This is a genomic window from Lysinibacillus boronitolerans JCM 21713 = 10a = NBRC 103108, from assembly GCF_000772935.1.
In the GTDB taxonomy this organism is placed as follows: Bacteria; Bacillota; Bacilli; order Bacillales_A; family Planococcaceae; genus Lysinibacillus; species Lysinibacillus boronitolerans.
Genome location: NZ_JPVR01000076.1, coordinates 28,802 through 53,590 on the forward strand (window position 1 = coordinate 28,802; position 24,789 = coordinate 53,590).

Annotated in this window: 25 protein-coding genes and 1 other annotated feature; of the genes, 7 read left to right on the top strand and 18 right to left on the bottom strand. The window is 38.4% G+C overall.

Annotated features, from left to right (window positions below; translation table 11 throughout):
* Window position 1 precedes the first annotated feature (1 nt).
* Genes polX through zapA form a run of 3 tightly spaced genes read right to left on the bottom strand, consistent with a single transcriptional unit; the run spans window position 2 to window position 2,575 of the window.
* The gene (polX, locus tag CD31_RS13440) at window positions 2-1,711 is read right to left on the bottom strand and encodes a DNA polymerase/3'-5' exonuclease PolX (protein WP_036078287.1); all 1,710 of its coding nucleotides are present in this window, start codon (window positions 1,709-1,711) and stop codon (window positions 2-4) included.
* A gap of 58 nt (window positions 1,712-1,769) precedes the next feature.
* On the bottom strand, window positions 1,770-2,309 hold the full coding sequence (locus tag CD31_RS13445; protein WP_016991553.1) for a CvpA family protein: 540 nt from the start codon (window positions 2,307-2,309) through the stop codon (window positions 1,770-1,772).
* Window positions 2,310-2,314: 5 nt separating this feature from the next.
* Window positions 2,315-2,575: a cell division protein ZapA gene (gene zapA, locus CD31_RS13450; RefSeq protein WP_016991554.1), complete on the bottom strand. Its 261-nt coding sequence runs from the start codon at window positions 2,573-2,575 to the stop codon at window positions 2,315-2,317.
* A gap of 135 nt (window positions 2,576-2,710) precedes the next feature.
* On the opposite strand from zapA, the gene rnhC reads away from it, so the two are divergent.
* Complete coding sequence (rnhC, locus tag CD31_RS13455) at window positions 2,711-3,634, top strand: ribonuclease HIII (RefSeq protein ID WP_036078288.1); 924 nt, start codon at window positions 2,711-2,713, stop codon at window positions 3,632-3,634.
* 329 nt (window positions 3,635-3,963) lie between these two features.
* On the opposite strand, the gene CD31_RS13465 is transcribed toward rnhC, so the two are convergent.
* The 4 genes from CD31_RS13465 to CD31_RS13480 form a co-directional block, all read right to left on the bottom strand.
* Window positions 3,964-4,902, bottom strand: coding sequence for a nuclease-related domain-containing protein (locus CD31_RS13465; RefSeq protein ID WP_036078291.1), 939 nt, complete (start codon window positions 4,900-4,902; stop codon window positions 3,964-3,966).
* A 343-nt stretch (window positions 4,903-5,245) separates the two neighbouring features.
* Window positions 5,246-7,663, bottom strand: coding sequence for a phenylalanine--tRNA ligase subunit beta (gene pheT / locus CD31_RS13470; protein WP_036078293.1), 2,418 nt, complete (start codon window positions 7,661-7,663; stop codon window positions 5,246-5,248).
* Window positions 7,664-7,675: 12 nt separating this feature from the next.
* Complete coding sequence (gene pheS / locus CD31_RS13475; RefSeq protein ID WP_004226385.1) at window positions 7,676-8,713, bottom strand: phenylalanine--tRNA ligase subunit alpha; 1,038 nt, start codon at window positions 8,711-8,713, stop codon at window positions 7,676-7,678.
* Window positions 8,714-8,772: 59 nt separating this feature from the next.
* Window positions 8,773-9,013 (bottom strand) — a binding site (T-box leader).
* A gap of 90 nt (window positions 9,014-9,103) precedes the next feature.
* Window positions 9,104-9,868: a TrmH family RNA methyltransferase gene (locus tag CD31_RS13480; RefSeq protein ID WP_036078296.1), complete on the bottom strand. Its 765-nt coding sequence runs from the start codon at window positions 9,866-9,868 to the stop codon at window positions 9,104-9,106.
* Between the two features lie 172 nt (window positions 9,869-10,040).
* On the opposite strand from CD31_RS13480, the gene CD31_RS13485 reads away from it, so the two are divergent.
* The gene (locus tag CD31_RS13485; RefSeq protein ID WP_036078298.1) at window positions 10,041-10,436 is read left to right on the top strand and encodes a (deoxy)nucleoside triphosphate pyrophosphohydrolase; all 396 of its coding nucleotides are present in this window, start codon (window positions 10,041-10,043) and stop codon (window positions 10,434-10,436) included.
* A gap of 7 nt (window positions 10,437-10,443) precedes the next feature.
* On the opposite strand, the gene CD31_RS13490 is transcribed toward CD31_RS13485, so the two are convergent.
* The 3 genes from CD31_RS13490 to CD31_RS13500 form a co-directional block, all read right to left on the bottom strand.
* Complete coding sequence (locus tag CD31_RS13490; protein WP_036078300.1) at window positions 10,444-11,421, bottom strand: sensor domain-containing diguanylate cyclase; 978 nt, start codon at window positions 11,419-11,421, stop codon at window positions 10,444-10,446.
* A 24-nt stretch (window positions 11,422-11,445) separates the two neighbouring features.
* The gene (locus CD31_RS13495; protein ID WP_016994873.1) at window positions 11,446-12,237 is read right to left on the bottom strand and encodes an alpha/beta fold hydrolase; all 792 of its coding nucleotides are present in this window, start codon (window positions 12,235-12,237) and stop codon (window positions 11,446-11,448) included.
* Between the two features lie 125 nt (window positions 12,238-12,362).
* Window positions 12,363-13,712 (bottom strand): FAD-binding oxidoreductase, encoded by a 1,350-nt coding sequence (locus tag CD31_RS13500; protein WP_036078304.1) that lies wholly within the window; start codon window positions 13,710-13,712, stop codon window positions 12,363-12,365.
* Window positions 13,713-13,864: 152 nt separating this feature from the next.
* Here CD31_RS13500 and CD31_RS13505 point away from each other — a divergent pair, with 152 nt between their 5' ends.
* The 3 genes from CD31_RS13505 to CD31_RS13510 all read left to right on the top strand — a co-directional run bounded on the left by CD31_RS13505 (window position 13,865) and on the right by CD31_RS13510 (window position 15,773).
* Entirely contained in the window at window positions 13,865-15,274 is a 1,410-nt protein-coding gene (locus tag CD31_RS13505; RefSeq protein ID WP_036078306.1) for a glycoside hydrolase family 18 protein, read from the top strand.
* A 130-nt stretch (window positions 15,275-15,404) separates the two neighbouring features.
* On the top strand, window positions 15,405-15,569 hold the full coding sequence (locus tag CD31_RS23345) for a YfhD family protein (protein WP_004226371.1): 165 nt from the start codon (window positions 15,405-15,407) through the stop codon (window positions 15,567-15,569).
* A gap of 12 nt (window positions 15,570-15,581) precedes the next feature.
* The gene (locus tag CD31_RS13510) at window positions 15,582-15,773 is read left to right on the top strand and encodes an H-type small acid-soluble spore protein (protein ID WP_016994871.1); all 192 of its coding nucleotides are present in this window, start codon (window positions 15,582-15,584) and stop codon (window positions 15,771-15,773) included.
* A 44-nt stretch (window positions 15,774-15,817) separates the two neighbouring features.
* Here the strand turns inward: CD31_RS13510 and CD31_RS13515 are convergent, their stop codons facing one another.
* Together CD31_RS13515 and CD31_RS13520 are read right to left on the bottom strand one after the other, a co-directional pair.
* The gene (locus CD31_RS13515; RefSeq protein WP_244905039.1) at window positions 15,818-17,962 is read right to left on the bottom strand and encodes a bifunctional diguanylate cyclase/phosphodiesterase; all 2,145 of its coding nucleotides are present in this window, start codon (window positions 17,960-17,962) and stop codon (window positions 15,818-15,820) included.
* A 198-nt stretch (window positions 17,963-18,160) separates the two neighbouring features.
* Window positions 18,161-18,688, bottom strand: coding sequence for an RNA polymerase sigma factor (locus tag CD31_RS13520; protein WP_036078308.1), 528 nt, complete (start codon window positions 18,686-18,688; stop codon window positions 18,161-18,163).
* 237 nt (window positions 18,689-18,925) lie between these two features.
* Here CD31_RS13520 and sspI point away from each other — a divergent pair, with 237 nt between their 5' ends.
* Both sspI and CD31_RS13530 read left to right on the top strand, forming a co-directional pair.
* Complete coding sequence (sspI, locus tag CD31_RS13525) at window positions 18,926-19,135, top strand: small acid-soluble spore protein SspI (RefSeq protein ID WP_004226361.1); 210 nt, start codon at window positions 18,926-18,928, stop codon at window positions 19,133-19,135.
* 78 nt (window positions 19,136-19,213) lie between these two features.
* On the top strand, window positions 19,214-20,593 hold the full coding sequence (locus tag CD31_RS13530; protein WP_016994865.1) for an FAD-binding oxidoreductase: 1,380 nt from the start codon (window positions 19,214-19,216) through the stop codon (window positions 20,591-20,593).
* Window positions 20,594-20,639: 46 nt separating this feature from the next.
* Here the strand turns inward: CD31_RS13530 and CD31_RS13535 are convergent, their stop codons facing one another.
* Genes CD31_RS13535 through CD31_RS13560 form a run of 6 tightly spaced genes read right to left on the bottom strand, consistent with a single transcriptional unit; the run spans window position 20,640 to window position 24,770 of the window.
* Entirely contained in the window at window positions 20,640-21,152 is a 513-nt protein-coding gene (locus tag CD31_RS13535) for a GNAT family N-acetyltransferase (protein WP_016994864.1), read from the bottom strand.
* A gap of 15 nt (window positions 21,153-21,167) precedes the next feature.
* Window positions 21,168-21,881 carry an amino acid ABC transporter permease gene (locus tag CD31_RS13540; protein ID WP_036078312.1) on the bottom strand — a complete coding sequence of 238 codons (714 nt, stop codon included), beginning with the start codon at window positions 21,879-21,881 and terminating at the stop codon, window positions 21,168-21,170.
* Between the two features lie 12 nt (window positions 21,882-21,893).
* Complete coding sequence (locus CD31_RS13545; protein ID WP_016994862.1) at window positions 21,894-22,598, bottom strand: amino acid ABC transporter permease; 705 nt, start codon at window positions 22,596-22,598, stop codon at window positions 21,894-21,896.
* A gap of 24 nt (window positions 22,599-22,622) precedes the next feature.
* A complete protein-coding gene (locus CD31_RS13550; RefSeq protein WP_016994861.1) occupies window positions 22,623-23,447 on the bottom strand; it encodes a transporter substrate-binding domain-containing protein in 825 nt (274 codons plus the stop codon).
* Between the two features lie 18 nt (window positions 23,448-23,465).
* On the bottom strand, window positions 23,466-23,744 hold the full coding sequence (locus CD31_RS13555; protein WP_004226351.1) for a glutaredoxin family protein: 279 nt from the start codon (window positions 23,742-23,744) through the stop codon (window positions 23,466-23,468).
* Between the two features lie 12 nt (window positions 23,745-23,756).
* The gene (locus CD31_RS13560) at window positions 23,757-24,770 is read right to left on the bottom strand and encodes an LLM class flavin-dependent oxidoreductase (protein ID WP_036078315.1); all 1,014 of its coding nucleotides are present in this window, start codon (window positions 24,768-24,770) and stop codon (window positions 23,757-23,759) included.
* Window positions 24,771-24,789 lie beyond the last annotated feature (19 nt).

Consider the following 24,789-nt stretch of genomic DNA (forward strand, 5'->3'; position numbering starts at 1 on the left):
CCTATTTATTTCGTCGTATGAACGCTTCAAACTGTTCACGCGTCCATGTATTCACAATCATATCTTTCGGTAACCATGCTCTATTTGCATAGCGAACACCAATATCCATAAAACGTAAATGCGTAATATCATGAGCATCTGTGTTGATGGCTACCGGCACACCTGCAGCGCAGGCCATTTCTAAATGTTCTACACATAAATCGAGACGATACGGATTTGCATTTAACTCTAAAATTTTACCATATTCCTTGGCCCAGGCAATTAACTGTTTCATATCAGGATTATAACCATCACGGTCTTCAATAATTCGACCAGTCGGATGGGCAATCATATGAACATAGGGATTTTGCATTGCTGTTAGTAAACGTGCCATAATTTTATCTTGTGATTGTGTAAAACTAGAATGAATGGAAGCAATAACAAAATCGAGCTCTTTTAACACCTGATCTTCGAAATCAAGGGAACCGTCTGGTAAAATATCCATCTCCGTCCCTTTAAACAAATGAAAATCTGGATGTGCCGCATTAAACGCCTCAATTTCTCCACGCTGCTTTTCTAAGCGCTCTGGCGTTAATCCATTTGCTACTTTTAGGAATTGCGAATGGTCTGTAATAACGCTATATTGATAGCCCCGTGCTAGTAACGCCTCGCCCATTTCTGCAACAGAGTATGCACCATCCGACCAAGTCGTATGCATATGCAAATCAGCTTTAATATCCTCTAGTCGAACTAATTTTTGAATTATATTTGTTTTATCAAATTCTGCTGTTCCAGTACGTAAGCTTGGTGGAATCCAAGGTAGATTAAAATGAGCAAAAAATGCCGCTTCATCTTGAAACGTTAAAACAGTACCATCTTCTTGTTCCACACCATATTCACTTATTTTTTCACCACGGGCTTTGGCAATTTGCCGCATACGAACATTATGATCTTTTGAACCTGTGAAATGATGCAACGCAGTCGCATATTCATTGTCCTTCACTAAACGAAAATCAACGCTAACTGGTTCATCTAAGTCTAAAATCACCGAAATTTTTGTATCCCCCGCCGCCACTACTTCTTGAATGGCCAAGCTATTTAACAACTTTTCTCGTACTTCCTCAACTGCTTCTGTCACAACAATAAAATCAATATCTTTGCTAGTTTCTAACGCTCGACGGAAACTCCCAGCAACTGAAAACCGGTCTACTTCCTTCATACTACCTAGAAGCGCCTCAATTTGTAAAACCACAGGCTCAAGCTGCCAAATTGGTAGTCGTTCTGAACGATTTGCTAAATTGGCTAGCTCCTTTAAAATCTTCTCCTCCGTTTTTACAGCAAACCCAGCTAATTCACGTACTTTCCCTGCCTCACAAGCAGCCTTCAAGCTTTCGGCAGAGTCAATACCAAGCTCTTGGTGTAGTTTCGCAATTTTTTTTCCTCCCAAACCAGGTAATTTTAGCAATGGCAGTAACCCTTTAGGTACAATCTCTTCTAGCTCCTTTAACAAACTCGATTCACCTGTTGCCATTAAGTCCTCTATTACAGCCGCAGTACCCTTGCCAATCCCTTTGAGTTTTGTTACATCATCCATTTCGCTTAATGAACGCTCGTCCCCCTCTAGTGCTGCCGCTGCCTTTCGAAAGGCTGATACCTTGAATGGATTTTCTCCCTGTAGTTCCATATATAAAGCAATTTTTTCGAGTGTGCGAATAATTGTTTTTTTATTCATTGGTAATTCCTCCTATCGTAAAAACACTTCCCTCAAGACAGAGAGAAGTGCACAGTTACTATTGCATATAAATATACCACCAGTTTTGGAACATCTTTGTAATAATCGGTGTATGCTCCAACATCAGACCACTTAACAATGACTTCGACATTAAATTTTGTATGGCATCTATTGGTAATAAGGCGCACACATATAGCAAAATAAACATAATTAAATAGTTTTCAATCATGCCAAGTAACGCCCCAAGCCAACGATTCACTGTATTTAGTACAGGCAAATAAGCGATAAAATCAAATATCGATGCCACGATTTGCAACGTTATTTTTACTGCAAAGAAAATAACAGCAAAGGCAATTACCCGATAAAAGGTACGGTCTAAATCTAGACTATCAATGACAACGCCAAGGCTACCTGTGTCAGTGACGCCTGGATATGGAACCCAAAATACAAATTTTTGTGCTAATGGCTTATAATAAATATACGCAACAATTAGGGCTACTACAAAGCTGACAATATGCATCATCTGTACAATAAAACCTCGTTTTGCACCGACACCTATACCAGCTAACAGTACCACTAATATGATTAAATCTAACATTCTCTTCAACCCTTTAACTTTTTCAATTCTTCTTCTAATTGCTCCATTCGTTCTTTTAATAGTAAATAATCATGAACTGTATTTACTGCTGTCAGAACAGCAAGTTTTGTGCTATCAAGTGAGGGATTATGTACGTTCATCTCGCGCATACGGTCATCAACAATCGAAGCAACAAGTCGCATATGGCCAATGGATTCAGAGCCGACCATTTTGTATGTATGACCATATATTTCAACAGAAATTTTATTCTTTTCTTGTTTTTCCATAGTCGCACCCTCCTATAAATTCGATGCACACATGATTTTAGAGGCTTGTGAGCACCATCACACAAAAAAGCTATTTATTATCATACCATGAAAGGTATAAAATTGTGAACAATGAGGACAGAAAGGAACGATTAAATGGCAAATATTGTGCTTTCCATTTCAACAAATATTCAAAAAGAGGTGATGGCTTACTATGGACCGCACTTTATAGAACGAAAGGCTCCAGGAGTCATTTTTGCGGCAAAACTACCAGATACAGCCATAACTATGTATAAATCAGGAAAATTAATGTTCCAGGGGGGCGGTGCTGAACGCGAGGCGGCGCGCTGGGGAACTATTGAAAAAGCTGCTACTCCACCCTCCTCTATCGGGGCAAAAGGGGATGTACTGCCTAACAATTTCGCAACAATGTCTGTCTTAGGCTCAGATGAAACAGGCACAGGTGATTATTTCGGTCCAATAACAGTAGCGGCAGTATATGTGCCTACCTCCAAAATTGAACTCATAAATGAGCTTGGCGTAAAAGATTCAAAAATGCTAACAGATGATTATATGCGAAAAATTGCGCCTGATTTACGTGCAGCCTGTGTTCATAGTGTTCTCGTCTTACGCAACGAGAAATATAACAACTTACAAGCGAAGGGCTATTCTCAAGGTAAAATGAAAGCCATGATGCATAATAAGGCCCTACAAAACACCCTGTCTAAAATGGCACCTGAAAAACCTGAATTTATTTTAATTGACCAGTTTGCAGAACGTGGTGTCTATTATAATTATTTAAAAAGTGAACGTGAACTAGTACAAGAAAATGTCTACTTTTCTACTAAAGCAGAACAATTACATGTAGCTGTGGCTACAGCATCTATTTTAGCTCGTGCTGCCTTTTTAAAGGAAATGGACCGTTTGAGTGATATTGCAGGGCTTACATTAATGAAGGGCGCCTCTAACAAGGTAGATGTGCAAGCAGCCCGAATCTGGCGTAATCAAGGAGAAGAATTTCTACGCTCCATTACAAAATGGCATTTCGCCAACACTGATAAAGCACGCAAGATGAAGTAAATCGTAATACTGGTTGCTTAAAAAAGTTTTTTGGGGTTCCTAAGGAGCGTGAGCGCGCTTTAGGAACCTTTTTAAGCGGTTTTATATTTTGGGGAGCGCTTCTGGCACCTTTTGGAGCGCTTTCCTACTTGGGATGAGCGCTTCTAACACCTTTTGGAGCGCTTTCCTACTTGGGATGAGCGCTTCTAACACCTTTTGGAGCGGTTTCCTATTTGGGATGAGCGCTTCTGGCACCTTTTGGAGCGGTTTCCTATTTGGGATGAGCGCTTCTGGCACCTTTGGGAGCAGATCTCCAATTAGATAAACCGCTTCTAGTATTCTTATAAAGGTCATAAAAAAATTTGATAATCTCTTGATCTTTTTAATTCCGATTCCCGATAACAACTAGCCATTAGCATTCTTTTTATTGTATGGCGATTGTTTAACTGTAAAAAATGCTGGGCTTGTGCATTCGTAATCTTTTTATTGATGAGCATCCCATAATCTTGCAGAGCAGATAAATGTGCCTTTTTACTCGTATAATGACAGCTGGAACAGGTCCAATTCATCTTAAGCCAATGCATCTGTCCAAATTCGCATTTTGGACAGATCACGCCTGTTTGAATCGTATCAACCTCTATCCCATAGTATCGACTTAGAGGAAACCTCTCATACGGTTTGTTGTGTTGCACAAGTAATGCACTAATATATTGACAATCTATAGTTTTTGTCTTCATTGGACGTTGTTGCAAAAAGCTCGTTAACTCTCTTGCCATCAATACTGGAAATAATCCATCTTCATAATTCATTCGTGCATTATTAAAAGGAAAAACAATGATACCGTTGACAGGTACTTCAATTTGATGTTGCTTGAAAAATCCCTTTAAATTACATACATATTCCTCGAGCTGCACTTCAGGATGATGAAATACACGCTGTTCACCTGTTTCAAGAGTCCGAATCATTTGACGTGGTCGATTTTTTAATTCTACTTCTCCTCGAATATTCTTACTTTCAATAATTATTACTTCATATTGTGTTATCACCACAACATCTAACTGTAATGAGTATGGATGCTGAAAAGTGATATTATATAAAACTTGGAAATTCTTCGTAAAAGTTAATTTCTCCAGTTGTTTCATAATAAATTTTTCACCGTATTCGCCTGCTTCCGCCTGTAATAACTCCCTCTTCATTTGATCAAGAGATGGATGATTTGGTATGAGTCTTCTCACTAAAGCTCGCAAACCTAATGTCATTTTCGCTTCCTCATATGGTTTAATAAACATTTCATCACACCTTTTTCAAATGACTATAGCAAGGAAAATTATCCATTCCTAGACTATTTACGAAACTAATTATTTGATCAACTTTGCCGCACTAAATTTAGTTTTTTAATAATTTTTGTGAATATCTTTCAGTCTATATTTTTTTAGTAGATTCGATTCTGGTAGAATTGTCTAATCTCTATGACTGTATTATTCCTTTTTGCATTTCCCCTAATGAGCACTTTTCTTACTTTTTGGCTCACTCCACACTTTCTTTTGAGCAGATTCTTCACCTTTTAGATCATCATCTTCACCATTCTCAAACAAAAAAAGACTGCCTCATTAGACAGTCTTTTTTCATATATTAGCGTACTTCTGTGCCTGCAATCGTAGCAATGGCTTTTAACACTTTGTTATGTGCAGCCACTACTTCTTCGTCCGTTAAAGTACGTTCTGGATCAAAGTATGTGAGAGAGAAGGCAACCGATTTTTTACCTGGTTCCATTTTCTCCCCTTCGTAAACATCGAATACGCGGATATCTTTTAATAATTTCACACCCGCTGTATCGATAGCTTCCATTACTTCGCCCGCTGTTGTAGTACGGTCCATAATAAGTGCGATATCACGAGACATAGCTGGGAAACGAGGTACTGGTGTGTAAGCAAGTGGTGCTTCTTGTGCCGTTGCATTTAATAGCGCCACTAAATTCATTTCCATCACATACGTATCTTTTACACCCCATGCTTTTTGTTCAGCAGGGTGAAGTCCACCGATAATGCCGACTTGCTCGCCATCTAATAAAATGCTAGCCGTACGTCCTGGATGTAAGCCATCCACTTGTGATTTCACAAATGTCATGCGATTTTCTAAGCCAAGTTTGCCAATGACACCTTCGACGATACCTTTTAGCACAAAGAAATCTACGGCTTTTTTCTCGCCTTGCCAAGCATGGTCTAGCCATTTGCCAGTTAGTACAGCTGCCACATGCTCTTCCTCATATGGTTGCCCCTCATCTGATTGACCAAGGAATACGGAACCAATTTCATATAAAGCCACGCCTTCAGCTTGACGAGCAACATTATATGCGGCTGCTTCGATTAAATGAGGAATAAGGCTTTGACGTAATGTAGAACGCTCCTCACTCATTGGCATAAGTAAACGAGTTACTGGCTCTGCTTTTAAGGCAAAGCGTTGTGACAATGCATCTGATGTTAATGAATATGTCACTGCTTGATACAAACCAGCACCTTCCAAGTATTGACGAACAACACGGCGATTTGCCTGGTAAGGTGATAAATTACCTACTTGTGTTGCACCTTCTGGTAATGTCATTGGGATTTCATCATAACCGTAAAGACGTGCAATTTCCTCCACGATATCCTCTTCAATTTTAATATCTTGACGGCGTGTTGGTGCATCGATGATTAATAAACCATTTGCTGCCTCTACACCAAATTTTAAACGCTCTAAAATAGAAAGCATATCTTCTAATGCAATCTTCATACCTAAGCGCTCATTAATAAAATCTGGGGAAACGACTACTCGCGCTGGTGTTTTATCTAACTCATCTACTAAACATGTACCTTCTAATACTTCACCGCCTGCTAATTCGGCAAGTAGAGCGGCAGCACGTTCAGCAGCTGGTAAGACACGGTTTGGGTCTACCCCTTTTTCGAAACGAGCCGATGCATCTGAACGTAGGCCAAGATGACGAGACGTTTGACGCACTGTTAAACCATCAAAATAGGCTGACTCAATGACAACAGTCGTTGTTGAATCTGTTACCTCTGAATTAGCACCACCCATTACACCAGCAATTGCTACTGGCTCTTTGCCATTTGTAATGACTAAATCTGAAGCTTTTAATGTACGTTCTTGGTCATCTAATGTTGTAATTTTTTCACCTTCTGTTGCTTTACGAACAACGATTTCACCTGTTGCTAGGCTATCATAGTCAAAAGCATGTAGAGGTTGACCATATTCCATTAATACATAGTTCGTTACATCTACCACATTATTGTGTGGACGGACTCCTGCAGCCATTAAACGATTTTGAAGCCACATTGGTGATTCACCGATTTTTACGTTTTTCACTACTTTTGCCACATACATAGGATTTGCTTGTAAATCTTCTACATGAAGCTTTAGGTAATCCTGTGCTTTTTCACTAGTAGTTTGATATACAATTTCTGGATATTGGATTTCCTCTGAAAGAATGGCACCTACTTCATAGGCTACACCAAGCATTGAAAGGGCATCTGAGCGGTTTGGTGTTAAACCTAACTCCAATACGGTATCACGTAAGCCCAATATAGCCAGTGCATCTGAGCCTACTTCTGCATCTGCTGGTAGGACGAAAATACCTTCTGAGTATGCCTTAGGCACAAGCTTTCCTTCGATTCCAAGCTCTTGTAAGGAACAAATCATTCCGTTCGATTCATGGCCGCGAAGTTTTGCTTTTTTAATTTTAATGCCACCTGGTAAATGTGCACCTGGTCGAGCAACAATGACTTTTTGGCCAGCATCAACATTTGGTGCACCACAAATAATTTGTTGAGGCTCTGCTTCACCAACGTCAACTTGGCAAATATTTAACTTATCGGCCTCTGGATGTTTCTCCTTAGAGACTACATAACCAACCACAACTTTATCCATAGCATTAGCACGATCAATTACTGCATCTACTTCGATCCCAGAGCGTGTAATTTTTTCTGCTAATAGCTCAGGTGCTAAGTCCTGTGTATTGATATAATCTTTTAACCATTCTAATGATACTAACATGTTTTATCCCCCTTACGCTTCTGTTCGCTCGAATTGTGATAAGAAGCGAGTGTCACTTGTATAGAAATGACGAATATCGTCAACACCATATTTCAACATCGCAATACGTTCTGCACCAATACCAAATGCAAATCCAGAAACTTTCTTTGGATCATAGCCAGCCATTTCTAATACGTTTGGATGCACCATACCTGCTCCTAGAATCTCAATCCAGCCTGTGCCCTTACATACGTTACAGCCTGCTCCACCACACTTGAAACAAGAGATATCCATTTCTACTGATGGCTCAGTAAATGGGAAGAAGCTCGGACGCAGTCGAATTTCGCGGTCTGCACCAAACATTTTTTTCGCTAAAGTATCTAATGTTCCTTTGAGGTCACTCATGCGAATGTTTTCGCCAATGACTAAACCTTCAATTTGCATAAACTGATGTGAATGTGTTGCATCATCATTATCACGACGGAATACTTTACCAGGACAAATTATGCGAATCGATTCGCCTTTTTTGGCTTCCATAGTACGAGCCTGCACTGGTGAAGTATGCGTACGTAATAATATTTCCTCGGAAATATAGAACGAATCTTGCATATCACGAGCTGGATGTCCTTTTGGTAAATTTAGTGCTTCAAAATTATAGTAATCCTTCTCAACTTCTGGGCCTTCAGCAATTTCATAGCCCATTCCGATAAATAAATCTTCAATTTCTTCAATGACACGTGTTAAAGGGTGACGGTTCCCCACTTTAATTTCACGACCTGGTAAAGTGACATCAATCGACTCACTCGCTAATTTTTCAGCAATAGCCGCTTCTTCTAAAACCGTTATCTTTGTTTCTAATACCGCCGTTACGTTTTCACGAACATTATTCACTAAAGCACCCATTTTCGGACGTTCTTCAGCTGATAATTTCCCCATCCCTTTTAGTAAATCTGTGATAGGTCCTTTTTTTCCTAAGTACGCAACACGTACTTCATTCAATTCTTTTAAATTTGCAGCTGCTTCAATTTTAGCAAGTGCTTCTTGCTCTAATTGTTTTAATTGCTCTTCCATGTTAAAACCTCCTTAGAAAATAAATGCCTGCATTTTAGGCATAAAAAAACTCGCCCCTAAAAAGGGACGAGGACATTTTCGCGGTACCACCCTAGTTATTGCAAGACAAATCCTTACAATCACTTCATTAACATAACGACTTGATAAAGCCGGCTTACCTTTACAGCATCACACTGGTCCCGGTAGCTGCTCGCGAGCTGAATTCAAAACTGCATTGGTACGGCGCTGGCTCTCAATCTGTGGCCGACGCTCCCTGTTGTCCATTCACAATCTTTACTACTTCTCGGTCAAAGCATTTATTATTTAAACATACATTTTAGAATAAATTATACAATAATGGACTGTGGCAAATCAAGAGACAACTGCCTCAATCCCATAAAGTTCTGTCAATTACTTAGCAAAGCCATATAAAACAATACCTGTTGCTACTGCTACGTTTAATGATTCAGCCTGTCCAAAAAGAGGAATGATCATATTTTGATCTGTCATTGCTAATAACTGAGGCTGAATGCCACTTCCTTCATTCCCCATGATAATCGCAAATGCACCTGTATGCTGAATATCGCTATACGGCACCGCCTCCTCATCCAATGCAGTACCAAATACTGGTACACCTTGATCCTGTAGTAAATCAATCCATTCTGCTAAATCTCCACGCACTACTGGAATATGGAAATGTGAGCCTTGAGCAGCACGTAGTGTTTTAGGATTATAAAGATCGGCACAGCCTTTTCCTAAAATTACAGCATCTAAACCTGCAGCATCCGCTGTACGAATCATTGTTCCGATGTTTCCAGGATCTTGGACAGCATCAATTAATAACACTTTTCGCCAAGTGGTCATCACATTATCCTCTAAGATGGGCTGTTTACATACAGCAAAAACACCTTGAGAGGTTTCTGTCTCTGCAAATTCCTTTGCTACCGCAGTCGATACCTCTACAATAGCTACATCATCAATTGGCCATAACATTGGCAAATCGATACCTTCACGCACTATAATTTGTAATACTTGGTTTTTATTTTTTAATGCTTCTTCAACAAGATGAAAGCCCTCTACTAGGAATTCACCTGAACGTTCACGCTCTTTTCTTGTTGTCGCTAACTTTTTCCAATATTTCACTAACGCATTTTGCGTAGATTCAATTCTCTTCATCGCTACCTCTTACCGCCTTTTTCCTATATATTGACCACTATTATACCCTACGAAATGGCAAATTTCATAGCTAAGTAAGAAAACTGTTATTTTCCTGTGGTGGCAAGTGGCGTACAACTTAAACATGCTATAATTATACATATCTAATGAAGACACAAAGTGAGGAATCTAAATGAAAAAAACAATACATGTAGTAGGGGCTATTATTGAAAATGAACAACAAGAAATTTTCTGTGCTTTAAGAAATCCCCAAATGATATTAGCAAATTATTGGGAATTCCCTGGCGGTAAAATAGAGCAGGGCGAAACACCAGAACAGGCACTTTATCGAGAAATTCTTGAGGAGTTTAACTGTATGATTCAAGTAGGTAAGCAAGTGGCTGTAACACTCCATGAATACGAACAATTTTTCGTTCATTTAGAAACATACAAAGCTTCAATTATTAAAGGCACACCTCAAATACTAGAACATGCTGAAGCAAGATGGGTTCCCCGCAACCAATTGCTTAACCTTCCATTTGCTCCAGCAGATCTTCCTTCTATCCAAAAATTAGTAGACGAATTGTAAAAACGATTCACTTTATCTCATGAAAATGAGTGACTTTGTTTCGTCCATGCGCTTTCGATCCATACAATGCTTCATCTGCTTTTTTTATTAATGTCGTCTCTGTATCTTCTGAAGTTACAGTGGCAATTCCCATACTGATCGTAAGACGACCTGTTGGCCAGCCATCCTGCTCCACGGTGTGTCTAATTTTTTCGCCGATTTTTTTTGCCACATGTATTTCGGTTTCTGGTAAGAGGATAATAAACTCCTCCCCACCATAACGAGCGACGATATCTTCTAGACGTACTTGAATTTGTAATAGTTGTGCCAATTGAACGAGGACATCGTCTCCAACTTGATGACCATATGTATCATTAACCTTTTTGAAATGATCGATATCTAAAATGCATAACGAAAAAGGCTCTGCAGTCTCATGAAAACGATTAAAATGTTGTTCGAGTTGTTCCTGGAAAAATCTCCTGTTTTTCAAGCCAGTCAGTTTATCAGTCATTGATAATTCTACTAAAGCAGCATTCATTTCCAATAATTTCGCCTGCTGATGTTCTATTTCTACATGAATTTGCTCCAAATTAGCTAATGCATGATCCTTTTCTTGGTAGGCAGCCTCAAGTAGTTTTTTGGCTGATCGTAATTCCTGTTCATAATCTATGCGCTTTTTCATCTTTACTAAAATACAATCAATGCGCTCTACCATATCCTCTTTGTACAATTTAGCATTCATTAAAAACGGAAGCGACATTCCGTCCTTCTGTTTGAGATGAATGAATAATTCCTCTACTCGCCCCTCTAGATTAATCATAGGATAAAAATAAGAATGAAAAATCATCTTATTGGGCGTAGATAGAAGAATTTCTAGATGCCTATGTAATAATTCCTCTTGCTCATAGCCGATCCAATCTACAAGGGTTTGATTGATTTCTGAAATAAGCCCTTCATGTGTGATGGAAAGAAATCCACATGGTGCATTGTTGAGTCGTTTTTCCATTGTTGAAAATCCTTTCATTTTTCCCTACAAAAAATCTGCGATACATTGTATCGTTTCATTTGGGTGACTAATATGTGGGTAATGACCCTTTGCTTCCAGTAATTGTAACGTGCTATTTTTGAGATGCTGATGCAAATAGTCTCCCACACCAATTGGCACAATACTATCTTCCGAGCATTGGATAATTAACGAAGGAATTGAGACCTTTGGTAATTCACTTCGATGATCAGATAAAAAAGTAACCTCAGCAAATTCTTTTGCAATGATAGGGTCTGCTGCTATAAAGGTTTGCTTCAGTTCCTGTGTTAATGCTGGCTGTTCAGGATTACTCATAGCAATAGGTGCCATATAGCTAGCCCAACCTGTAAAGTTCATTTCCATCATTTCTAATAACTCCGCTATATCACTTCGCTCAAATCCCCCTCGATAACCATCATCATTTAAATAACAGGGAGAAGGACCAATCATAATCAATTTCTTAAAATAGTCAGGGTGCTGGATAGATGCGAGCAGTCCTATCATGGCACTAATGGAATGCCCTACAAAAATACTATTTTGTAATGATAGCGTTTCAATAATGTCCAATATATCTTGTACATAGCCCTGTAACGATTGATATTTTTCTGATGAATAGGCATTTATATCTGAGTTACCAGAGCCTACATAATCGAATAATATAATCTGATATTTGTCCATAAAAGCAGGCGTAATGAAACGCCACATATTTTGATCACAACCAAATCCATGTGCAAAAATAAGCGGTTGGTCTCCTTGTCCAAGTATTGTTACATTATTACGAACAACAATATTTTCCATCCCAATCAATCCTTTTAGAAATATATGTAATAGTTTTATTGTGACCCCTTATACAGTATTTATCAAGCTAAAACGTGAAAATCAAAAAGGAGCAGGAGTGGCTCTTCACCTGCCCCCTTCTCCAGCTACAGCCACTTTCTAATAGGTGGGATACTCTGCGGAAATTGAAATACGTTATACGGATCATATTTTGTTTTCACTTCACGAAGCCTTCTAAAATTACGTCCGTAATAGGCTGTATGCCAGTCCTGAATAAATCGATCCGGAAAATTGACATAATCACCAGCCGTATAAGGTGATAATGCTCGACGTAAATTTTCTACCCACCTAATATTTTGTTCTTCCTCTTTCGGGTTTTTCCAGGAAGTATTATATTCTTGGGCTATTATCGCATTGCGATAGTAATAGGCAGTATGCTGGGGAGCAATTTCACCGACCGCTCCTCTTAAAGACTGTTGCCAGATCGTTGTATTTAAATTAGGTGCATGGGCTAAAAATTCTTTCATTCGTTGAATCGCCTTATATGGAAACGGTCTCTCCAAAAATGAGCCAGATCTTTTTCGAAGAGCAGGCTGATTGCCACTTGGTAAATCAAAAAATTCTACTGCCTTGATATATGGCACTTCCTTTATCCAAATACTTGTTGGCATGCCTGTTTTCCTAAGAGGGCGAAGCAATTTCTTTAATTCAGCTGCTGTTCCTATGAACTCACCTTGTGCGACTATTTCACCTACTTCCTTTGTTTTTAGTTCAATCTGTGAGGTTAGACGCTTATCTGTATAGGGAGCCCATTTTTGCCATGCATCAAAGGCCACTTCAAAATCATCCCATCCCCATGTTATAGAGAAAAGTGATACCTCATTAATCGCATGAAGCTTGAATGTCAAAGAAGTGACTATACCAAAATTGCCCCCACCTCCACCACGACTTGCCCAAAACAGATCATGATGTTGTTGCTTATTGGCTCTGATTACCTGAGCACCCTTATGTTCACTCGCAACCACCGTTTCGATTTCTATAAGATTGTCACAAGTTAACCCAAACGGTCGTGATAGCATTCCAATCCCCCCACCAAGTGTCAAACCGACCACTCCAACACTACTTTCTGTACCAGCAGGAATGGTAACACCATGCGCCCATAATGTACGGTATACATTTCCCATATTCGCTCCAGCATCAATCCTAGCCGTCATTTCTGAGAGATTTACCGAAATATCGTTCATATCACTTACATCAATGACAAGTCCTTTATTTACTAAAGAAAAATTTTCATAGCTATGACGACCGCTTCGAATTCTGAATGGCTCATTGTTTTCTCTAGCCCATTTTAAGGCATTAACCACATCTTTCGTTTCTTGACAAAACACAATGACACTCGGATATTTGGGATTATTTAAATTATTATTCGTTCTCGCTTGTTCATAATCCAAATCTTCAGGCGTGACGATTCTTCCTGTGAGCTTCGCCTTTTTCAACATCAAGCCCCTTTCTCACAATGATACTTATCCTATGCAACTCATTGAGAAAGAATTTGACGTTTCAACTATTTTACTGGACACATACTAAAATACTCTTTTTCACACTTGAAACATATGATGCACTAATAAGATCGTGATGGAGGTGTTCTATGCTTATCCACGTGGTAAGTGCTGGCGAAACACTGTGGCAAATCGCTAATCGTTATGCTGTACCCGTTCAATCTATTAGTCAATTAAATGCATTAGCTACTCCTGATCAATTAGCCATCGGACAATCACTGGTTATCCCTTCTCCTTATACAATTTATACGGTTCAAAAAGGAGATACGTTATGGTCCATCGCACAGAAATTTAGCGTTCCCTTGCAATCTATCATATTAGAAAATCATCTAACAAATCCCGATCAATTAACACCAGGAACGAAATTAATTATTCCTCCCATTGTTCATATCGTGCAGCCCGGAGAAACTTTATGGCAAATAGCACAGCGCTATGGTACGACCGTTCAAGCCATTGCTGTAGAAAATAAAATAAACAATCCCGATATGCTTTATGTCGGTTCCCAATTGATGATCCCAAGAAAATTACCAATGATTGAAGTCAATGCTTATTCCTACCAACCTTCAGAAGAAGCTGTAGACTCCATTAATGCTATTGGTCATCTACTGACTTATTTTAGCCCTTTTGCTTATAAAATGAAGGAAGATGGGACATTACAGCCCATTAATGATGAAAATATGATAGCGGCAGCAAAGGCTAAACATATCATCCCTATGTTAACGCTCACTAATTTTACTTCTACAGAAGAAGGCTCTAATTTAGCACATGTCGTCTTGTCCAATGCAGAGTTACGTAAAAAGGTCATGAATAATGTGTTACAGGTGATGCAAGATAAAGGTTATCAAGTATTAAATATTGATTTTGAAAATGTTTTACCTGCTGATCGCGAAAATTTCAATGCCTTTATTCAATTGGCTGTGGATACACTTCATCCAAAGGGCTATTTGGTTTCAACAGCGCTCGCACCTAAAACAAGTGCTTCACAAAAAGGGACATTATATGAGGCACATGATTACGAAGCACATGGGAGAATAGCAGATTTTGTTGTATTAATGACATATGAATGGGGCTATCGTCTCGGCCCCCCACAAGCCATTTCCCCCATTAATGAAATGCGCAGAGTCGTGGAGTATGCTTTAACTGAAATACCAGCTGATAAAATCTTATTGGGTTTTGAGTTGTATGCGCGTGATTGGCTCTTACCTCATGTTAAAGGCCAAGAAGCCGAAACGTTTAGCCCTCAGGAAGCACTCAATAGGGCCATCAAGTACGGGGCAACAATCCAATATGATCCAACTGCACAATCTCCCTTTTATCGATATGTTGATGAGCAAGGAAGGCAACATGAGGTATGGTTTGAAGATGCGAGAAGTGCGCAAGCCAAATTCGACATGACTAAACATTACAACTTACGTGGCATTAGTTATTGGGCATTAGGATTCCCGTTTCCTCAAAATTGGGTTTTATTAAATGATAATTTTTCTGTTAAAAAATCTTAATACTCATTATTGTTCGCAATAAACAAAGAGCTATGCGAATTTTTCCTTGTGAAGTGCTATCTGTGATGCGGGATAAAAAGTTCATTTCAAAGCCATATTAATTTATATCAACAGGAAAGGAGCAACTCACATGGGAAGAGACAATAAACAAGGTCAAAGCAATAATAAAGGCTCGTTACCTCAAACGCCAAAAAACCAAAAGATTGCACCAAACAAGGTGAGTGAGGAATTTTCTCAAGAGTTTATGGAGCTAATTAATACAGTCACGCAAAATAAAAATAAGCAGAAAAAATAAGGGGGGCTTCAGTTGGATTTTCAGCGTGCACAAGAAATTGTCGCCTCACCTTTAGAATTTGAAGTGAGCTATAATGGTGTTTCCATCTGGATCGATCAGCTCCACGATGATGAAAAAACAGCGACAGTTCATCTACGCCGTTCTTTAGAAGAGCGATCTGAAGTAGCTATATCCGAATTAAAAGAAGAATATCTCATTCATTAAACAGCAAGAACCTGCTTACTCAAAAGGAATAAGCAGGTTCTTTTTTATATAATATAATCCTCAATATATTGAAGTTGTGTTAATACTTCATCTACATGATGGTGTAAATCTTTATAGGTATCCGTGATTTGCTGTGGAGAGATTGGCTTACTAAATAGATAGCCTTGAATATAATCACAGCCACCATCTATCAGAAATGATAACTGATCCACTTCTTCAATGCCCTCTGCCACAACCTTCAACCGTAAATGTTTAGCCATCGAAATAATCATGGAAACAAGTGCTTCATCATTTGGATTATGTGGCACGTTTCTCACAAACGTTCGGTCAATTTTTAAACAATCAATTGGGAATTCCTTTAAATAGGATAGAGAAGAATAGCCTGTTCCAAAATCATCTACAGCAATTTGAATGCCTAATGCCTTTAACTCATGTAATAGCTGTGTCATTTGATCAATGTTCATCGTCATGCTTTCTGTAATTTCTAATTGTAAAAATGTCGGATCTAATTTGGTACGTTGTAAAATATCTTGTACCATTTCTACTAAATCCTGCTGAAACAATTGTCCAAGTGATAAATTTACTGCCACTTTCATTGGAGGTAAGCCTTGTTTCTCCCATATTTTTGCTTGAGTGCATGCGGTTTCTAAAATCCATTTACCTAGCGGGATAATAAGGCCACATTCTTCAGCAATAGGAATAAAGACATCAGGTGGAACAAAGCCCCGAGTTGGATGACGCCAGCGTACCAAAGCTTCGACCGATTCAATGGTGCCTGTTTTTAAGTTGACCTGTGGTTGATAGTCTAGATAAAATTCATTATTGGCTAACGCATTATGTAGGTCTTGCTCTAACAATATTCGATCTGCAATACCTTTAGACATATACGGTTTATAAAAAAGAAATCTTTGAGGTATTTGTCTAGCCTCTCGCATTGCTAACTGTGCATGCATTAATAGCTCTTCACCTGTCCATTGATCCTCGTAGAGGGCTATACCTATATTTAGATTGCCGTTCAATGAAAATAACTGAACCTGTAAAGGATCGGTCATGGCACTTTTGAGATTTAAGCAAAATTGTAGTAGTTCTTCAATGGTCTTTACATGGTCAATATAAATAACAAATTGTCCCTCACGAAGTTTAGTTGCAAAATAATGAGGTGGTACAATCGCTTGAATACGCTCTGCTACAAGTTTCATCATTTTATTAGAGTTACTTATCCCAATGGACGAACGAATCGCCGCAAAGCGATCAATTTCTATGGCAATGATAGCCTTTTGCTCTTTATTATTATGTAAATTTTCTTTTAACGTCTTTAGTAATAAATGTTCATTTGGCAACAATGTAATGTCATCATGATAAGCTTGAAATCGAAGCTCCTGTTGTGATTGTTCAAGATCCTTCTTAATTTTCAACAGTTGCTGAAATGGTTTTTCCACAGATGTATAATAAATCGCTTTTAGGAAAAAATAGAATGCTAAAAACTGATAGATTAATGCCGAGAAATCCCATATTGCACTTTGATCATGACTAACGATAAAGAAGACATCACTCACAATAAGGGAAATAGCTGCGCTGATTAACCACATAGAACGCTTCGGTAATTTTTTTACATATGTACTAACAATAGCAATGGTTAAAATTTGAAGAATAATAGCAATTAGGTGTACCATAGTATCAATCGTATCTAACCAATTTTTAGGCAATATTTTGGTTGAATTATAAGCCAGAAAAACGCTTCCTAGAACGAAAAGCATCGAACAACCATATGTCAGTATCCGATGATTCATGGTTAATCGCTTTTTAGGATTTAAAATAATAAGTATAAATCCAATGGCTAAGTATAAACGCATTAATATATGTAGGGGCTCGTTCATAAAGTTCCATTCTCTAGATTGGCTAAAAAACAAGCTAACTAATTCTAATAAGGCAATAATGAAAAACATGTTTCCTATGTATAAAGTTTGATTGGATAATAAGTGTGAAAATACTAAATAGGATTGGATCGCAATTGCCATTGTAAAAACAATGATTAATATTTGTATCACCAATTTTATATCTTGATACATGTCACCTTGGAAAACACCATATATTTGATTGCTAAAGCTCAGTAATGGTATGACAAGTAATAAGGGTAATACCATGTACCAAATCTCTTTTTTCTCTATCTGATTAAACCATCTCTCCACTCCAAACCCTCCATACTACTATATAAACATTCACTAGGAAATTTTATCTATCTATTTCGATTATTTAAATTCGAATTGTATATTTCTTTGACTTCTTACAAATCATAACACTTTTATCGGAATTTGTATGCACCTATGTGAAGTATGCTAATATTCATTTTATTTCAATATTAGCATACTTTTGATATTTTTAGTTCTTTATTCCACTCTGAAAAGTTGATGTTTCAGCCTTTGGATGATTCTGGCCCTTCTTTTTTTGATAGCAACAACAGATAGATCTAGTGCATTGGCTATTTCTAGATCACTGTAACCTTCTACATAATAAAGCAGTAATATTTTCCTTTCTATCTGCTTTAACTCGGCTAACATCATTTCAAGAGAGTTAGAATTTTTTTGATTGTCTCTTTCCTCCTGCTCACTAAGTATATAATTCATTGTTTCATCATCCACAACAGTCATTCGTTCTCTATAGTTTTTTTCTTTTGATAACTCATTTAAAATCTCTCCTTTTATCGAAGAATATAGATAAGCAGAAAATTGTCCTTTTGCTGAATCTGCTTTTAGCCATGCTCTCCATACAGCAATGGAAGCAATATGACGAAAATAATCAAAATCCTTGTAAATATGAAGCTGCGTAAGAATGGCTGTAATCATTGGTTGCACTGCTTCTAAAATTTCTTCAAACGATTGTGTGAATGACAGCTTTTGATTGTTTTGAATGGACATTCTAGTCTTCCTATCAACTGTGCACAGTTCAATATTCCTAGGTAACATAATCTTAGTCCGTCATGTTGCTTGAGAGCTAATGCCCATTCTCATCATTTCCTCGTGCATAATGAATAAAATGCTTGTCATATTTAGTCATAATTCCCGCAAGTTATTGCAAAAATTATCTATTTTCTTTGGTATTTCGTACATATTTAAACGATAGTTGGACAAATTACTACTAAGGAGGCGATATAGATGAATTTTCAAATAAGAGACGCAATCACAGCGAATGTACATGGTCAATCTGCCGCAGAATTCAAAGATATTGTGGAAGATGCTATTAATCGTGGAGAAGAGCATTTACTGCCAGGGCTTGGGGTGTTTTTTGAAAAATGGTGGAAACAATCCAGTCCATCAGAACAAGATGAATTTGTTCAAAAACTAGAAAAAGTATTTGCTAACTGATTTTTAATGAACAGTGCATTCCATTTCCAATAAATGCGTGATAAAGTTTTATTTATCAGAAAATTTGGAGGGATTGGAATGACTGTTGCAGTAGAATTACTTGTCAATCAACTCAAACAGGTTTTATTAGAAGAACAAGTGTCAACAAACGAAACGGTACGACAGCTACACGGTAAGGATGAATCTCATCATATGATGAGCTTACCTGATATCGTAGTCTTTCCCCGTTCCACAGCTGATGTCAGTGCCATCTTAAAAATTGCACATGCACAACGTGTACCAGTTGTACCATTCGGTGTTGGCTCCAGCCTAGAAGGAAACGCGATACCCATTGCACATGGTATTTCTATCGATTTCTCTGAAATGAATACGATTTTAGAAGTTCGCCCTGACGATCTTCTTGTAAAAGTTCAGCCAGGCGTCACACGCTCTCAACTGAATAAGGAGTTAAAAAAACACGGACTACAATTCACAGTAGATCCAGGTGCAGATGCAACACTAGGTGGGATGGCTGCGACGAATGCTAGTGGTACGACTGCTGTGCGTTACGGTGTTATGCGTGATCAGGTTCGTGATTTAGAGGTTGTCCTAGCAGATGGCTCTGTCATCCATACAGGTAATTTAGCCGCGAAATCCTCTTCTGGTTATCATTTAAATGGTCTATTTGTCGGCTCAGAAGGAACACTTGGCTGCTTTACAGAGTTAACGTTAAAAGTATATGGTATACCCGAATTTGTGACAGCGGGGCGAGCTGTTTTTGATACAGTTGGAGATGCTGTTAGTGCTGTTACAGCCTTATTACAGGCTGGTATTTCAATTGGTCGAGTGGAATTGGTCGATGAATCCTCTATGAAGCAAGCTAATGTCTATAACGATACATCCTTTAGCGAAAAACCAACATTGTTTTTAGAATTCCACGGAAACGAAGCGGGTATGCATGCGGACATAGCATTTGCTACAGAAATTTTTGAGGACTACAGCTGTCTATCCGTCGAATTCGAACAAGATAATGCTGCTCGTAATAAGCTTTGGGAAGCACGACATTCTTTAGCCTATGCATATATTCATGCTTATCCTGGTAAGAAGCTCATGTCAACGGATGTCTGTGTACCAATCTCTGTACTTGCCGAAACCATTTTATATGCACGAGAACAGCTTGATCATGTTGGACTCGCAGGTGGGTTTGTTGGCCACGTGGGCGATGGAAATTTCCATGCTCTTTTAATGTTAAATCCAAATGACACCGAGGAGCAGGCAAAAGCGGATCGCTTCAATGAACAAATCGTGCAATATGCATTACTTCGAGGTGGCACATGTACGGGCGAGCATGGTGTTGGCATTGGCAAAATGAAATACCAAGCCACTGAGCATGGTAGCTCTTTAGTCGTCATGAAAAGCATAAAAGCAGCACTTGATCCACTTAACATTATGAATCCAGGAAAGATTTTCACTCTATAATTAACATTAAACCCGCTGATTGACTAGAGCATCAGCGGGTTTATCATTATAAATCATAACGGAAGCTCTTGACTAAAATATCTCCCTTGTAAAATTCCTTCGACTCATCTCGCACAAAACCTAACGATAAGTAAAGATTAATGGCAGCCTGCATCATATCACCTGAATGTAAATAAAGTGCCTGATCCTGTCTCTTTCTAGCAAAGGCAAAACTTTCATGCAATAATTTCTTAGCAACCCCTTGCCCTCTTCCTTTTGGATGCACACCTAATAAGCGCACAATCGTCGATTGAATATTGAGCTCTGGCAAGCCATACGCTTTCCCTGCATCAGTAAATAGTTGTAATCCACCTAATATGTCATCTCCGCGTTTTGCAATCAGAATTGTTTTTGCATTCGGATTACCAACCGAAGCACGGATATCGCTTAAATATGATTGCCAGTGCTCTGGGTCCTTATAGTCCTTTTCATATTGCGCATAGCTCTCAACTAAAACTTTAAGATAGCTTGCATAATCTTCCTCTTGTAAATGTTCAATCACAATGTCCGCTACTGTCATTCTAATTTCCCCTTTCTATGATGAAAAACCGCCCTTACTATAGGCTGTTACTCTTTTTTCAATACGGTGTGAAACCCATTCTACTATGATTGAAATTCCCCAATAAATAATACCAACAGCAATAAATGACTCTAAAAACTTTAAGTTCATGGAAGCAATAATATTTGCCACACCCGTCAATTCTTTAATGGATAGGAAAAATGCTAATGAGGTAGCATGTAAAAAACCGATAAAGACATTCGTCAAGTTGGGAATAGATTGCCCAAATGCTTGAGGTAAAATATAACGTCGCATCGCTTGGGGAAATGTTAAACCAATTGCATATGCTGCTTCTAATTGTCCTTTAGGTACAGCTAATATCCCTGAACGAATAATTTCTGAGGCATAAGCCCCTGCACTTAGTGTTAAGGCAAGTATGACAAAAAATAAAATAGGAATAGCGCTTGATTGTATCTTTAATTGAAGCAGATTAGCTACAATATCGACTAGAATTGGCAAGCCAAAATAAACGAGCATGATATGCATAATGATAGGTGTTCCTCTGAAAAAGGAAACATAAAAATTAAGTACAGATGAGACTATTTTTATTTGTTGAATGCGCACGGAAGCTACAATGATGCCAATAGCAATCCCTAATAAAATAGGTGTCATGGTCATGAATAAGGTTAACGGTATTACTTTACTAATTTCTCGTAATGCTTCTACTATAAAAGCGATATCAATGGTCATGGCATATTCCCCCTATTGTGAAGCAAGCTCCTTTGGCATATAGCGATTAAAATAACGTTCATTAAATTTAAATATTTTTTCAAGGATAATCACGATGACATAGTAAACAATTGACAAAGCTACATAGATTTCAAACGCTCGTGTTGTAGAAGCAATCAAGGTTTCTCCCCGCCCCACCATATCCATTACACCGATGGAGAATGCTAACGATGTATCTTTTAATGAACTAATCATTGTATTCGCTATATTTGGAAAAGCAACACGTATTGCCTGTGGAAAAACAATTCGCATAAAAGCCTGTGATCCTTTTAAGCCTACTGAATAGGCCGCCTCCATTTGACCTCGATCAACAGTTAAAATGGCTGCACGAAATATTTCGGCAAAGGCTGCCGCATTGCTGAATGTGTACGTAATAATAACAAAATACATCGCATCCATTCGTGTCACATCAATATGAATGAGCTTTAACAATGCGGGTATACCGTAAAATACTAAGAACAACTGCACTAAGATGGGTGTGCCACGAATAAAGGATATATAGATTGTAATAATTTGCTTCAATATCGGTATGTGAAGTAGCTTTGGTATGGCTAGCACAATTCCAAGCATCACACCAAAAAGTATGGAGAATACTAGAATCTCGAAAGTTATGGGTAAATACTGAAGCAATGTTGGAATGACCTTCGCAATTAGCACGACATCAAAGTTATTTTCCATACTGTCATCTTCCTTTCCTGTTCATTAGAAGTCTACTGTATAATCATCACCCAACCACTTTTTACTAAGCTCACTAACTATCCCCTCATTCTTTAATTCAACGATGGCTTCATCTAAGCGCTGCTGTAACTTCACTTCATCTTTATTGAGTAGAAAGTAGACCTTTGAATTTAATAATGCATCACCTACAACCTTTTGCTGTGCCTCATTGCTTTCGTTATAGTATCTTACAGCAAACGGTGTGGTAATAATGGCATCAATTCGTCCCGTTGCAAGTTGATTGTTAACATCAACTGAGCCAGAAGAATAAACGATATTTGCTCCTAAATTGTGCTCTTTATTATATTTTTCAATAAAGACAGCTGAGTTACTTGTTGGTGAGACACTCACATTTTTCCCTTTTAAATCCTCAATGGATTGAATTGCATTATTTTTCTCGTTGACTGTCACCTTTAATGGGAAAACATTATACGGCTCTTTATTAAATAAAAACTTCTCTTCACGCTCACTATTAACTTCCATTTGATGGGCAATAAAATCTATTTTTCTTGTTTCTAAACTTAGTAATAAATTGGAGAATTCCATTGTCTTAAATTCAAACTCATACTCTGGTAGCTTCTCATCAATTGCACGAACAAGCTCCACATCATAACCAGTTAAATTTCCCTTGTCATCTAAAAAACAGATGTTTGGAAACTGTGTTCCCGTACCAACAATAATTTTTTGAACATCCTTGCCGCTCTGTGCTGTTTTTTGAGCACTTGCGTCACCAACTGTTTTTTCTGAGTTTGCGCATGCTGTTAATAGTGCTGCTAGCACAAGTAGCAAATAAAATGATATTTTTTTCATAAAATTCCTCTCCTTCTGTTATGCGTATGAGGGTAGATTCACAGCAAGTGCCTTCTGTAGATGCTCTAAACCAATTGCTGTTACGGCTCTATAGATACCTGTTTCACTTGAACCAATTTCTACAACGGGTACATGTCGAACACCATACTTTATATCAAGGATGTCTCTAAAATTATCATTAGACGTGACATCAACTGTTTTGTAGGAAATATGTCGTTCTTGTAGATATGCTTTTATTTCCTCGCAATAACTACAACCTTGCTTCGACCAAATGATTATATCTAAACTTTTTGTCATATCATGACCTCCTTAGATTACCTTCACCTTGTGCTGTAACTGCAAATGGACAGGACTTAAAAGCTCAAACGAACGTTGACGTTCAAATTCCTTCAAGATGGGCGTATGCAAAATAAATTCATCAATTTGGAATCGTACATGGTAGTCATCAAAATTGGCTTTAATGTCTTCTGCTGTACCGTATAAAATATCAGCCTCATACTGCTCCACCGTGTATTCCTCTCCAGATTCCTGACCAAATTTCTCTGCTAGCTCTACTGATTGTAATGTCAAGCTTCTGCCACTTGCTAAATGGACCTTTGTGATTTTTTGATCTCCAATTAGCTCTTTCGCTTCCTCTTTGCTTGGAGCAGCAAGCGCGGCAATGGAAAGTGCAAAAGTGCCGTTTGGATGATGACTACGATAGGTTGAAGCCGCTTGTGCCAAAACCTTATCGTCGCTATTAATAAATCGAGCAAAGACAAAGGCAATGCCAAGTTTCCCTGCAAGAGCAGCACTTTCTGGGCTTGCACCTAGTAAAAATAAAGCTGGCTTTGTCTGCGGTATCGGTGTTGCTTGTATGCCATAGAGTTCGTGCTCTTTTGGTATGGTTTGCTTGATCAATTGCTGTAAGAATGTTAATCTCTCTTCAAAATCTTCCCCCTGATTGAGTGTGCCGTATTGTAGAGCCTTTGTTGAAAGTGGTAAGCCGCCAGGGGCTTTACCGATGCCCAAATCTACACGTCCTGGCTCCAATGAGGCTAGTACGTGGAAATTTTCTGCAACTTTATAGGGGCTATAATGCTGTAGCATAACCCCTCCTGATCCAATTTGAATGGATTTGGTTTTGGCAAGTAAATAAGAAACTAATACTTCTGGAGAAGAGCCTGCTAATGACTTTGTATCATGATGCTCCGATACCCAAAAACGTGAATAGCCTAACTGCTCAGCTCGTTGTGCTAAGGCCACCGTTTTTTGTAATGTTTGTTCATTGCTTGCTCCTTCAATAATGAGGCTTTGATCTAATATGCCTAATGTATAACTCATACAACCCCTCCTAATTTCT